The organism is Kitasatospora sp. NPDC048296 (assembly GCF_043201815.1).
In the GTDB taxonomy this organism is placed as follows: Bacteria; Actinomycetota; Actinomycetes; order Streptomycetales; family Streptomycetaceae; genus Kitasatospora.
The window spans coordinates 79,376-92,351 of record NZ_JBICZB010000030.1; the positions used below are offsets into that span (position 1 = coordinate 79,376).

General features: G+C 71.3%; 10 protein-coding genes. 2 read left to right on the forward strand and 8 right to left on the reverse strand.

Annotated elements, in window-relative coordinates; genetic code table 11:
* Positions 1-51: 51 nt before the first annotated feature.
* The 7 genes from ACGF12_RS19675 to ACGF12_RS19705 all read right to left on the reverse strand — a co-directional run bounded on the left by ACGF12_RS19675 (position 52) and on the right by ACGF12_RS19705 (position 8,339).
* On the reverse strand, positions 52-249 hold the full coding sequence (locus ACGF12_RS19675) for an FxLD family lanthipeptide (RefSeq protein ID WP_393031283.1): 198 nt from the start codon (positions 247-249) through the stop codon (positions 52-54).
* A 51-nt stretch (positions 250-300) separates the two neighbouring features.
* Positions 301-1,524, reverse strand: a complete 1,224-nt coding sequence (gene fxlM, locus ACGF12_RS19680; protein WP_393031286.1) for a methyltransferase, FxLD system — start codon at positions 1,522-1,524, stop codon at positions 301-303.
* 247 nt (positions 1,525-1,771) lie between these two features.
* Complete coding sequence (locus ACGF12_RS19685; protein ID WP_393031289.1) at positions 1,772-3,862, reverse strand: tetratricopeptide repeat protein; 2,091 nt, start codon at positions 3,860-3,862, stop codon at positions 1,772-1,774.
* A gap of 14 nt (positions 3,863-3,876) precedes the next feature.
* On the reverse strand, positions 3,877-5,787 hold the full coding sequence (locus ACGF12_RS19690; RefSeq protein ID WP_393031292.1) for a glycoside hydrolase family 15 protein: 1,911 nt from the start codon (positions 5,785-5,787) through the stop codon (positions 3,877-3,879).
* A gap of 114 nt (positions 5,788-5,901) precedes the next feature.
* Positions 5,902-6,426 (reverse strand): LuxR C-terminal-related transcriptional regulator, encoded by a 525-nt coding sequence (locus ACGF12_RS19695; RefSeq protein WP_393031295.1) that lies wholly within the window; start codon positions 6,424-6,426, stop codon positions 5,902-5,904.
* Between the two features lie 51 nt (positions 6,427-6,477).
* Positions 6,478-7,887: a hypothetical protein gene (locus tag ACGF12_RS19700; RefSeq protein WP_393031298.1), complete on the reverse strand. Its 1,410-nt coding sequence runs from the start codon at positions 7,885-7,887 to the stop codon at positions 6,478-6,480.
* A 59-nt stretch (positions 7,888-7,946) separates the two neighbouring features.
* Positions 7,947-8,339, reverse strand: a complete 393-nt coding sequence (locus ACGF12_RS19705) for a roadblock/LC7 domain-containing protein (protein ID WP_393031301.1) — start codon at positions 8,337-8,339, stop codon at positions 7,947-7,949.
* Positions 8,340-8,708: 369 nt separating this feature from the next.
* Between ACGF12_RS19705 and ACGF12_RS19710 the strand changes: the two genes are divergently transcribed.
* Entirely contained in the window at positions 8,709-10,034 is a 1,326-nt protein-coding gene (locus ACGF12_RS19710) for a DNA-binding protein (protein ID WP_393031304.1), read from the forward strand.
* Between the two features lie 69 nt (positions 10,035-10,103).
* On the opposite strand, the gene ACGF12_RS19715 is transcribed toward ACGF12_RS19710, so the two are convergent.
* On the reverse strand, positions 10,104-11,294 hold the full coding sequence (locus ACGF12_RS19715) for an NAD-dependent epimerase/dehydratase family protein (RefSeq protein WP_393031307.1): 1,191 nt from the start codon (positions 11,292-11,294) through the stop codon (positions 10,104-10,106).
* A 258-nt stretch (positions 11,295-11,552) separates the two neighbouring features.
* On the opposite strand from ACGF12_RS19715, the gene istA reads away from it, so the two are divergent.
* Positions 11,553-12,824: an IS21 family transposase gene (gene istA, locus ACGF12_RS19720; RefSeq protein ID WP_393031310.1), complete on the forward strand. Its 1,272-nt coding sequence runs from the start codon at positions 11,553-11,555 to the stop codon at positions 12,822-12,824.
* Positions 12,825-12,976: the final 152 nt, after the last annotated feature.

The window sequence follows — 12,976 nt, forward strand, 5'->3', positions numbered from 1 at the left end:
GGGCCGGGATGCATCCCGGCCCGCCCGCCGAACGTTCAGCAGGTACTCAGGTCAGGCGACGTTGCCGCCGCCGCTCGCGCACGCGGAGCCCGAGCAGGTGCTGCCGCAGTTGTCGTTCGTGTCGCGAAGCAGGTTCGCGAACACGTCGCCGCTCTCCACGATGGTCGGGTCGAGGTCGAAGTCCGAGCCGTCGAGGCTGACGACCGAGGCGTTCTCGGTCTCCGGCGCGATGAGCGTCTGAGGCGCCATGCTGATCCCCTCCTTGGGTAGTTGGATTCCTTCTCCTGCCTGGCCCGTTGATCAGGACCAGGAGATCGTGATGCGGGCGTGCCGCTTGTCGATGACGCGGCCTTCACCCAGCAGGTCGTCCGGCGTCCCCGCCGGGTAGACCGTGAACGTCGGTGCCGGTCCGGAGCGGTGGCTGCGATCCCAGACCCGGACCTGCTCGGCCAGCTCGGCGGCGAGCTTCGCCCCCTCGGGCCCGTGCCCGCGCGCGCCGAACTCGAACGTCTTCGGCTCGTCGCTGACCTTGCGCAGCGCCAGGTAGGCCAGACTCGACCCGTCCGTGAACGCCGGGCAGGCCACGCGGTTCTGCGGCGCGACGAGCGTGGTCTCCGCGGTGGCGGACAGCATGCAGAAGCCGGGCAGCGCGCTGGCCAGCCACAGGTGCAGGCTGTCGAATGGTTCGGTCTGCCCGACCGTCACCGCGCTCCACTCCTCGGCCCGCTCGGTGTCCAGCGCACCGGTGAGCAGCTCCGCGCCGGTCGGCGGCTCCTCGTCAAAGCGGAGCCCGACCTCCTCGCCGTGCAGGAGCAGCAGCTGCTCCTGGTGCTCGCCCTCGCCCTGCATCCGTACGAAGCCGGCCATCTCGGCGGACACGCTCACCAGGTGGTCGCCCTCGCGGCGCATGGTGATCGAGCGGGAGACGCCGCGCATCCGCAGCGGGACCGTGATGGTGCCGTGCTCGGTGAGCTGGTTCACCCAGGCTGGCGGGATGTCCCAGGCCCCGACCGTGACGAGGATGCGGTCGAAGGGGGCGTGGTCGGGACAGCCGTGCTCGCCGTCGCCGAGGACGACGTTCACCCGGTCGTAGCCGGTGGCGGTCAGGCCCCGGGTGGCGCGGTCGGTGACGTCCTGGTCGATGTCCAGGGTGGTGACCTCGCCGTCCGGCCCGACGATCTCGGCGATCATCGCGGCGTTGGTGCCGCTGGAGCCGATCTCCAGGACGTGGTGGCCGGGCTTGAGGTCGGCCTGCTCCAGCATGAACGCCTGGATGCGGGGGGCGCTGACGGAGCTGATCGCGACGCCGTGCTCGTTCCGCTTGGTGATCACGACGTCGTCCACGTCGTACGCCTGTTGCGCGGGCGCCTCGGGGACGAAGATCTCGCGCGGCACCGTGCGGAACGCGTGCTCGACGGCGCCGCTGGTGATCTTACCTTCCGCGAGCAGCCTGTCCGTCATCGCCGAGCGCAGCTGCTCGGGGGTGTCGGTGCTGGTGACGTCGGTCTCCACCGTGTCGGGCATAGGGACTCTCTCTCGTGTGATGATCAGTCAACTGCGCATAATGGGCTCGCAGTTCGAAGCTGACAGCGTACGGGTCGCCACTGTCGGTGGTGGCCGGCGGGCGGCGGCGTCGTTGGCGCCGCCCACCGGGTCACCGGCGGACATCCGGCCAGGTGAAGCGGGATCGGCCGGGAGTCCGGGGCCGGCTGCCCTGGGGGGTCACACCCTCAGTGATTGGCCAGGGCAGCCGGGGTCATCGGGTTTGCGGTCATGGGCCGTTCGCCCGGGTGATCCGGGCGTCCAGGCGCTCCATGTCCCGGAAGGAGGCCAGCGTCGCGTACCGGTCGAGGCTGGCGGTGTACCAGCCGAGGGCCGCCTCCGTCGCCCCGGCGCGCTCGGCGTCCTGGCCGAGAAGCTCGAAGGTGTGGGCGAGCCAGTGGGCGTGACCGATGTCCTCGAACGTCCGCTGGGCCTCGGTGAGGGCGACGACGGCGAGGTCGTGCCGCCCGGCCAGCGAATGGGCCTCGCCGAGGAAGGCCAGGGCCCGGCCAGCGTTCAGCGGGTCGGGAGGCCTGAGCAGGGCCAGACTCGCGTGGGCCTCCGAGAGCGGGGCCATACCGTCGTCGGGATCGCCCTGGCGGGCGGCGGCCGAGCCGAGCAGGATGTCCGCCAGCGCGCCGCCCCGCACCTCTTCGAGTCCGTCGTAGAGGTCGGCGGCCTCACGGAGGAAGGGCATCGCGTCGGCGTACCGCTCACCGGCCCACAGGCACGAACCGATGCCCATCGTGCACTGGGCGATCCCGCTGCGGTCCCCGTCGGCAATCGCCAGGTCGAGGGCCTCCCGATAGTGCCGGCCGGCTTCGTCGTGCCGGCCCGCGCCTTTTAGGGCGAGGGCCAGGGTGGTGGTCATCTCGCGGATCGCCATGCGGTCGCCCCAGACCTTGGCGGACCGCAGGCCCTTCTCGTGGGCGGCGACGCTCAGGTCCACCCGCCGCAACCGGTGGAAAAGCGGCCACAGGTCGTGCACCAGAGTGACCAGCGCCCGGTGCTCGCCAAGCTGCCACGCGGCGTCGAGGGCGGGCTGGACGGCGGGCGCGATGCCCTCCAGCCAGGCCAGAGCGCTCTGATCGGAGTCGAAGGCGACCGGCGCGCTGGGCAGATGGCGGTAGTGGCGGGGCAGAACGCGGTGGTGCGGGGTGAGCTGTTGGACGGTGGAGTGCGCGGTGGCGATCAGGACGTCCAGGTAGCGCTGGACGACCATGGTCCGGATCTCGTTCGAGTCGGTGCCGACAGCGGTGGCGCGGAACTGGTCACGCAGCGCGGGGCGCAGCCGGTACACCTCGCCGCGGCCGGCGGCCCGGCCGGAGTGCTCCAGCAGGCTCCGGGCGGTGAGGTCCTGGAGCAGCTGGCCGGTCTGGACGACCGGGGTCGCGGTCGCGGCGGCAGCCGTCAGCACGTCGACGTCGGGGGCCGGCAGCAGGGCCAGGAGCCGCAGCAGTCGGGCCTCCGGCTCGGGCAGCGACTCGTAGGCGAGCGCGGTCGTCATCGTGACGGCCTCCACGGTGGTCGGCGCGGCCAGTGCCGGGTGCTCGCCCAAGGGCCGGGCCGGGTCGAGGACGGCCTCCCCCGCCGCCAGGCCGACCGCCAGCGGCATGCCGCCGCACGCCCGCGCCAGCGCGGCAGCGGCCTCCGGCTCGGCGTGCACCCGGTGCCCGCCGACAATTCGCCCGAGCAGCAGCAGGGTGTGCTCGGCCGAGAGCGCCTCCAGCCGGTGATGGCGTGCGCCGTGCGCGGCGAGGGCGGGCAGCGGCACCGTGCTGGTGACGACGACCGCGCACTGCGAACTGGCGGGCACCAGCGGCAGCACCTGCTCGGCCGCGTCGGTGTCCTCCAGCACCACCAGCAGCCGCCGAGTGGCGCTGACCGAGCGCCACAGCGCCAGCAGTTCCTCGGTGTGCCACGGCAGTGCCTCGCCGTCGCCGAGGCCGAGCGCCCGCAGCAGAGCCCGGGTCACCTCCGCGACCGGGGCCGGGCGGCCGGCGGCGCGCAGCCGGGCGACCAACTGGCCGTCCGGGTACCGGTCGGCGGCGCGGTGGCCCCATCGGGCGGCGAGGGTGCGCTTGCCGACGCCGTCCGGTCCGCTGATCACGGCGACTGGCGCGGTGGTCGGGGGTGGGTCGGCCAGCGCCGTGTCGAGGAAGGCGAGCCCCTCGGTGCGGTCGGTGAAGACGCGCGGCACGGCAGGGAGTTGCCGCGGGGTGGGCCAGGTCCGCCGTTCGGGGTGGAAGTGGATGGTGTGAATGTCGCGGGCCTGTACGGCGGTTCGGACCTGGGAGGAGCCGCAGATGGTGTTGCTCACCGAGCTGTGGGTCACTAGGCCTCCACCGCTGTGAGCACGGCCGGCGCCGTGACGGCGCCGGGCCGGACCGGGGCGGCCCGGCGCTGGGTGGGCAGCTCGACCGCCTGGTGCTGCTGGGCGATACAGGAGTCGACGAGGGCGAGCATGCTGAACACCTGCGGGAAGTTCCCCAACTGGCGCCCGGACACCGGGTCGTACTCCTCGGCAAGCAGCCCTACGTCGTTGCGCAGCGCCAGCAGGCGGTCGAGCAGCTCGGACGCCGCCTCCCCGTCGCGGATCGCGTGGAGGGCGTCGGCGAGCCAGAACGCGCAGGGCACGAAGGCGCCCTCGTGACCGGCCAGGCCGTCGACGTTCGCACCTCCCACATCCTGGGTCGGATAGCGGTGGACCAGGCCGTCAGGGGTGGCGAGTTCGCGCTGCACGGCCTCCACCGTGGCGATCACCCGTTTGTCGTCGCCGGGCAGGAAACCGAGCGCGGGGATCAGCAGGAGAGCGGCGTCCAGGTCCTCGCCGCCGTAGTACTGGGTGAACACCCCTCGTTGGTCCAGGCCCCGCTCGCACACGTCGGCATGGATCTCGTCGCGCACCGCGCGCAGGTGCTCCAGCCTCGCCGGGTTGGCCTGGTTCCGGCGTTCCAGCAGCGTGACGAGGCGGTCGAAGAAGACCCAGACGAGGACCTTGGAGTGGGTGAAGTGTCGGCGTGGCCCGCGCACCTCCCAGATGCCCTCGTCCGGCTCGCGCCACCGCTGCTCCAGTACGTCGGCCTGGATGAGCAGCCACCGGTCGGCGTCCGGGTCGGGGGCGAGCCCGGCGTCCTCGGCGGCCAGCAGGGCGTCGGCCACCTCGCCGGGAACGTCGAGCTGGAGCTGGCCGGCGGCGCCGTTGCCCACCCGGACCGGACGGGAGCCCTCGTAGCCGGGCAGGTGGTCCAGGACATACTCCTCCGTGCCCATCTCGCCGCCGATGCCGTAGAGCACACCAGGGTCGAGGGGGTCGACGAAGGACAGCAGCCACCCGCGGAACACCCTGGCCTCGTCCAGGAATCCGCACCGGACCAGCGTCTTGATCGCCAGCGACCAGTCGCGCAGCCACGCGAGACGGTAGTCCCAGTTGCGCTCACCGCCCAGGGCCTCGGGCAGCGACGTGGTCGGGGCGGCGACCATCCCCCCGAACATCGAGCACATGGTCTTGAGGGTCACGACCGACCGCAGGACCACAGATCGCTTCCGGCCCCGGTAGGTGCACGTGGACGCCCAGGACTCCCAGACGCGCAGGGTGTCCGCGAGCTCGGCCGGGCCGTCGGCGGGGGCGGGCAGCGGCAGACCGGCGGGCTGCCAGGACAGGGAGAGCACCACCGTCTGGCCCGCCGCCACCGTGAAGTCCGCCTGCACAGGGCCCTGATGGCCGACGGTGTGCAGCGGGCCGTCGAGCCAGTAGCAGTCGTACCCGCTGGTGGCCACGAGCCGGGCCTGCCCGTTGTGTTCCACGCGGTGGAAGACCGGGCTCAGACTCCCGTAGCCGGGGCGCAAGTGGAACTCGGAGGCGAACGCCGTCTCGCCGGTGAGCCCTTCGACGATCCACACGACCCGGGCCGGGGCGAACCCGGTCGCGTCGGCGGCCGGCATGAACAGCCTGACGCGGGCCGAGCCCAGGGGGGTGCTCCACTCCTGTTCGAGCACCGGAGAGTTGCCCACATAGCGGCGCCGGATGCCGGGCGTCGGCGCACCGTCGTCGTCACGAGCGGGCGCGACGCGCCAGAAGCCGTGCTGCTCGGTGCCGAGCAGCGCGCTGAACACGGCGTCGGAGTCAAACCGGGGCCAGCACAGCCAGTTGATCGTCCCGTCGCGGGTGACGAGAGCGGCGGAGCGGCCGTTGCCGATCAGGGCGTGGTCCTCGATCGGCGGGGCGGACAGGGAGCGGGGCATGGTGGGTGGTCCTGACGGTGGGTAGAGAGGACGGTAGAGCTACACGGGACGGTCGTGACAGCGGGGCCCGCGGCAGGTGGGGTCGGCTGCCGGGCTGCAGACGGGCGCTGGGCATCAGCCCGCCGTGGGCGGCTCCGCGGTCGGGCTGTCGTTCTCGGTGAGCCTGGTGTCCGGCCAGCCATCGCCCAGGGCGCTCAGCGAAACGATGCCGGAGAGGACTGCGAGGGCCGCGGCCTGCTGCCGGGAGCGGACGCCCAGGGTGCGGTGGATGTTCTGGATGTAGGTGCGGACCGTGCTCTCGGCCAGGCCGAGGCGCTTCGCGGTCTTACCCGGTTCCTCGCCAGCGACAAGGCCGGCGAGGACCTCTTGCTGGCGGCGGGGCAGCGGCAGGCCGGTCGGGTGGGACACGGGCACGTCCTCGGTGCGCACCCATCCCCAGGCCGCGCCGAGGGCGGCTGCGCGGTGGCGGTGCGGCGTGCCGAGCCGGGCTGTCAGCGCTTTGATGGCGGGACCTACCTCCGCGGTGACGATGCCGGTGGCGCGGCTGACCGGTTCGTTCAGATGACCACCGGCCACTTGGCGCAGAAGCGCGACCTCGGCCTCGGACAGGTCCGGCCGGCTGGGAAGGGAAGCGAGCATGACAAGACTCCTTGTGGCGCGGTCAGGTGCGAGCAGGGGTGGGGCGTGCTGCTACTGGGTGAGCTTGGGTCGGTCGAGGGCGGCCAGCAGGCGGGGGCCGATCCTGCGGGCGCAGTCGCGGCCGATGGTGACGATCAGGTCGCCGCGGTGGACGAGGGAGGCGGCCAGGGCCTCGGGGGCAGGCTGGTCCGGTCCGGGCTCGGGCACCACGAACGTGCTCTCGGAGCTGGCGCCGAGGAGCGCCTCGGTGCCGTCGTCGGAGTGTCGCTGGGCTCGGGTGGGGGTCGAGCAGACGGGCAGGAGCACGGTGTGGTCGGCGGCGCTGAGGGCTTCGGCGATCCGCCCGGCGAGCGCGGTGGTGCGCAGGTGGCCGACCGGCTCGTACATCGCGACCACCGCGCCTTCGGTGAGCATCCGGGCGCCCTGGAGGTCGGCCGCGATCTCCTCCGGGTGCTGGGCACGGGACTCGACGACGGTGACGCCGCCAGCCGAGCCCAGCCGGGTGAGCGAGCCCTGGACGCCTGGGAACGCTCCGATTCCGTCCGCGATTTCGGCGAGGGGCAGGCCGAGCGCCCAGCCGGTCGCGCAGGCCGCCGCGACGCCGAGGGCGGCCGTTTTGCCGGTGACGGGCACGGTGAGCGTGGCCCGGTCGCCACCGGCCTGGATGGTGAGGTGGTGATCCTCCCCACTCCACAGTTGCTGGAGGACCTGCACGTCCATGCCTTGGCCCCGGCCAACCGTCACCACCCTGGGACCGGGCGTCCGGCGCAGGTGCTCCAGCAGTTCGTCGCAGCCCGGCTGGCCGGCCCACACCACCACGTTCTCGCTTCGGCGGGCGAGGGCCTCGATCTCGTCCAACGCCTCCTCGCGCGTCCTGAATGCCGGCGGCGCCGTATCCACCGCGGTGACCAGGGTGACCGCCGGACGCAGCCCTGCTCCCAGGGCGCGGTGAGTCCAGCCAGGTAGGGGGGCCTCGTGCAGGGCGGAGTCGGGGACCAGGTCGACCACCAGGACGTCGCCGCTGCCGTCGTAGCCGGGCGCGTCGCCGATCGGGGCCGCGTCGAGAATCCAGCCCGGGTCGCGGGCGGTGAGCGCACAGGTCAGCGCGGCAGCGGCAGTCGCGACGGTGTGGCTGCCCACCACGACCACCGTGGTCGGCGCCGTGCCGGCCAGCAGTTCCACCGCACGGGAGTAGCCCAGCGACGGCAGACCACGGCCCGCCGTCAGACCCAGGATCTCCGGCACCGCCGCGTCGTCCCCTCCCCAGATCAGCGAGGTCGTCGTACCCGGCACGACCGGGTGCAGCATGACGCCAGTACGGTCGAGCCGCTGGAGCAACTCCGTGCAGCGGCCCTCCAGCGGCGGCGCAACCGTCACCCGGGCACCGCGCCGGGCGAGGTAGGACGCGAGCCCGGCCATGCCGGGGCTGTGCGGGTCGGGAATGTGAGGGGCAACCAGCACATCCGGAAGGGGAGTCGGGAGTCGGCCGTCCCGATGGGCGCGCCCGGCCGGTGCCGCCTTCATGCCGCCACCAGCGCGAGGGCACCCTGCTCCGCAAGGCCGATCATCCGGGCCAAGAGCTCGCCCAGATCCGTGTCCTTGGTGCAGATCACGGCGAGCATCGACTTGTCCGGCGCGCCGACCAGTGTGAGGTTCTGGCCGCACCGGTCCTCGATGATGCTGTGCCCCCACCCGCCGCCGCCATCGGAGGCGACGCGGCCGATGATGTCGGCGCTGTTGGTGCTGACGGCGCTCAGCGCCGACATCACGGCGGCCCACTTGTCCGCGTCGTCGCGGCCGATCCCGGGCGAGGTGCCCACGACGAGGCCCTCGGGACTCACATGAATGGCGGCGACGGCGCCGGCCATTGCGGTCACCAACTCGCTGAGGAAGGACGGCTGGGGGTGGGGCATCGAGGTTGCTCCTTGGCCAGGCGGTATGTCGTGGAAGACAGCGCGGGGACGGTCGAGGGCAGGCCAGCACGGCGATCACGAGGGCATAGCCCAGCGTCGAGGCTGTCGGCAGGGCGCCCGGATACGTCCGGTTGTCGAGACACTTCGCACTGTGATTCACAGATCGGCCACCTACTGTCGCGCCGTGGCTGAGACAGCGCTACGGCAGTGGGGTGTCATCTGGCGTCTTCAAGATCCGTCGAGACGTCACCGAGGTGTCATCTCGTCAGATGTCCATGTGAGAGCTCTGCTTGTCGGGTATTGCTAGATCAGGCTCTTCCCGCGCACGCGGCCGGGCTAGGTTGAGAACACGGGGCGGAGGCGTGTGACATGGCGAGCAAGACGCTGCTGGGTGCCCTGATCGACAAGGCAGGATGGGAGTTCCCGGACTTCCGCAGGGAACTCAGAAGCGCCGGAAACGAACTGGCGCGCACCCTCAAGGACTCACGGTTCCGCAACCTGGACATGTCGGAGGCGACGTTCAGGCGTTGGGTCGCCGGGACGGTGAGTCGGCCGACTTCCGTCTTCTCCCAGACGATGCAGCGCATGTTCGGCAGGACGATTGCTGAACTTCTGGCACCGCCGGGTGAGGGAGATCCGACGGCAGTATCCCGGCAAGACCTTGAAAGAGAACTCGCGATGACTGCACGTGAGGCGTCCGACCACGCCGCTTCCGTAGCGTCCGCCTTCCTCTCGGACCTGTCCATAGAACAGGTCCAGGCCGACGTTCGCCAACTCGCCCGTACCTACAACAACCGCTCGCCGTTCGACGTGCTCCGTGAGGCCCGGCAGCTCCGGACGAGTGCTGAAGGCCTTCTTGATCGAACCCATATCCCCAAGCAGAAGCAGCAGCTCCTGATTGCGATCGGCGAGACGACGGCGCTTCTGGCCTTGGCCGCCTTCGGTCTTGGCTCCCTCGGCGAGGCCAACCGACTGGCCCGATCCGCCGGCATGTACGCCGAAGTCACCGGCTTCACCCCGCTGGCCGCATTCGCGTCAGCCACGCTTGGCATGCTCGCCTACTGGGAGGGTCGCCCGGGTGAGGCGATCCGGTTCATTCAGCAGGCACAGTCCCTACCCGGTGTCGGCACGGCCGGTCAAGCACGCATCGCTTCAATCGAGGCCAGAGCCTACGGGCACCTCGGAGACCAGCGGAGGGCCGCAGTGGCGGTCCAGCGTTCCCTCAACGCGGAGACCGTCGAGCAAGACGACCTCCATGACGAAGTGGCCGGCGAATTCCTCCACGGCCCCGATCGCCTCGCCCGCTCGCACGGCACCACATTCGTGCTCCTGCGCGATGGGGCCAACGCGCTGGCACACACCCGGCGGGTGCTGGAGCTGCAAGCGAGCCTGCCCGCTGGGCAGAGGATTCTTAGGATCGACGCGGAGGCAAGGACGGACCTCGCGGCGGCGCTGATCCTCAACGGCGAGGTGGAGGAGGCAGCCGAAGTCCTGAAGCCCATCGCAGCGCTTGCCCCCGACCGGCGTGCCAAGGGCTTGGTCGAGCGGGTCGTCCACGTCGGCAGGCTGCTCACCACTGAGTCCGTCCGGACATCACAGGTCGCCGCCGTTCTGCGGGAGTCTCTGGAGGAGTACACCCGAGTCGCGGCCCCGAGGCAGCTCGGTGGCGTCGCTGCTCGCCTGGCAATCGAGTAGAGAACATAGCCGCAACGGGCTGGGGTGGACCGGCCGAGAACCGGCCCGCCCCAGCCCGTTGCGTTCCGGTCAGCGGAGGTGGCCGGCAGCCGCCAGGATCACCCGTTCACGGTCCGCGTCGATGCCGAGAGCGGCTGCCCGCGGGTGGGGGACCGGAACGTTTCCGGCCTGGAGCCACTCCCAGGTGTCCCGCACCGTCTCCTCCAGCGGGCGGCAGGCGAAGCCGGCCGCGTACGACGGCTCGGAGTCGACCAGCCAGACTCCCTCGCCGGTCCGCCACAGTGGCACCTCTGTCCATTGCCGGACGCCATGCTCCAGCAGCACCTCATCCGGTACCCACCGCAGCTTGCCCTGACCGTTCGTCATCGCGAGACAGGACTCCAGAAAGCTGCCCATCGTGTCCCGGCCGATCGGGGCGGTGGCGTTGTAGATGCCTCCGCCGGACCGTTCAGCGAGGTCGACGGCGAAGCGTGCGACGTCCCGGACGTCGACCGGCTGGATGCTCTTGCTCGCCGAGCCGGGCGCCAGGATCTGACCGCCGCGTTCGGCTCGGCGGAGCCACCACGGAAGCCGACCGACATACTCGCGGGGCCCGAGGATCACGCCGGGGCGGACCAGCCAGGACCGCTCCGCACCGAGTGTCTCGACCACCGCCCGCTCACCGCCGGCCTTCTGCCTTCCATAGTGCAGATTGGGCCCTCGCCAGCCCTCGGGGTTCCTCCCGTACTCGCGATCGGCGTCGGCGGGCCCGTCCATCAGCGGGTCGCCCACGCTGAGTGGGTGGTCCGGCCAGCCGGCATACACCGACACCGTCGAGATGTAGATGTAGCGCTCGGCGGCTGCTTCCAAAGCCCTCGCTCCTGCGAGTACCACCTTCGGCGGTTGTTCGGCGGCGGAAGTGTCGATCACTGCGTCCCACGGGCCCTGAGCGGCCAGCCGGGTCAGGTCGTCAACCGATGTCCGGTCCCCGACTACCTGCCGGACGCCGGGTAGCGGCGCCCCGGATCGCCCTCGGTTGAACGTCGTGACGCCCCAGCCGCGCCGCAATGCCTCCTCGACTACGGCCGTGCCTAGAAACCAGCCTCCGCCGATCACCAAGATGTCCATGCCCGGCATCCTGCCCAGGACCGGTGCCCGTTGGCCACCCTGCCGCAGCTGCGAGACCGAGACCTCGCAGCTCGCGACCGTGATCGTGTCGAAGATGACACCCGGATGAGTCCTCTGTGCGAATCCGATCCTGAGATGACCGGTCAGCGGCATAGCTCTGGCAGCCACTGCCCGGGACACTGGGCCCGCGCGGCTGCTACGACACCTCCCGGTTTCCCCGGAGGGTCGAACGCTGCTGAGCGATAGGAGATCCGATGGAGATCCGCACACGCCAGCCGAGCGCCAGACGTTGCGGTGGGCTATCTCGGCGGCGGGTGAATCGAGGACCACGGACGGCGGATCAAAAGCGAGCCGCTCTGCGATCTCTTGATCATTCTGGCTTCAGTGGTTCTGGAGTCAGGAGGAGGAGAGGTGATCCACGTGGAGGACTGGGCTGAGATCCGGCGGCTGCGCCGGGCCGAGGGGCTGTCGGCCCGGGCGGTGGCCCGGCAGCTGGGGATCTCCAGGGGCACGGTGGCGCGGGCGCTAGCCACCGATCGGCCGCCGGTCTACCAGCGCCCGTTGAAAGGCTCGGCGGTGGACGCGGTGGAGCCGGCCATCCGGGAGCTGCTCAAGCAGACCCCGACGATGCCTGCCACGGTGATCGCCGAGCGGATCGGGTGGGAGCGCGGGCTGACGATCCTCAAGGAGCGGGTGCGCGAACTGCGGCCGGCCTATCTGCCGGTCGATCCGGTCTCGCGGACGGTCTATCAGCCCGGTGAGCTCGCACAATGCGACCTGTGGTTCCCGGCGGTGGACATCCCGCTGGGCTACGGCCAGTCCGGCCGCCCGCCGGTCCTGGTGATCGTCTCTGGGTATTCGCGGGTGATCACCGCCCGGATGCTGCCCTCCCGGCAGACCGGAGACCTGATCGACGGACACTGGCGCCTGCTGGCCGACGGCTGGGGAGCTGTCCCGAAGATGCTGGTCTGGGACAACGAGGCGGGCGTCGGCAAGGGCAAACTGACCAGTGAGTTCGCCGCGTTCGCCGGCCTGCTGGCGATCAAGGTCCACCTCTGCCGGCCCCGCGACCCGGAGGCGAAAGGACTGGTCGAGCGGGCGAACGGCTACCTGGAGACCAGTTTCCTGCCGGGCCGCGTCTTCACCGGCCCGGACGACTTCAACAACCAGCTGACCGCGTGGCTGCAGATCGCCAACCGCAGGCAGCACCGCTCGATCGACGCCAGGCCGGTGGACCGGTGGGAGGCGGACCGCGCGGCGATGCTGACCGTCCCGCCGGTCACCCCGCCGCACTGGTGGCGCTTCCACACCCGCATCGGCCGCGACCACTACATCCGCGTCGACACCTGCGACTACTCCGTCCACCCCAGAGCTATCGGGCACACCGTCATGGTCCGTGCCGACAACGAGGAGGTCACCGTCATCACCGGCAACGACATCGTCGCCCGACACGCTCGTTGCTGGGCCAAGCACCAGTCGATCACCGACCCCGAGCACGCCGCCGCGGCCCAGGTTCTGCGCGGCGAGGTGATCCACCAGCAGGCCGCCCTCGCGGCCACCGCCCGCGCCGCCACCCTTCTGGACCCCGACGGCCTGGGCATTGAGGTCGAGCAACGCGAACTGGGCACCTACGACCGCATGTTCACCCTCATCGAGGGCGGCGCCGGGAAGGAGGACCCCTGATGGCCCGCACCACTCCCGCAACCTCGAACACCACCGCCGGCACGGCGACGAAGGACAGCCAAGCGGCCCGAACCGGTCGCCAGACCGCCGCCGACCTGGCCTTCCTCGCCCGCGCGATGAAGGCCCCGGCCCTGCTGGACGCCGCCGAGCGC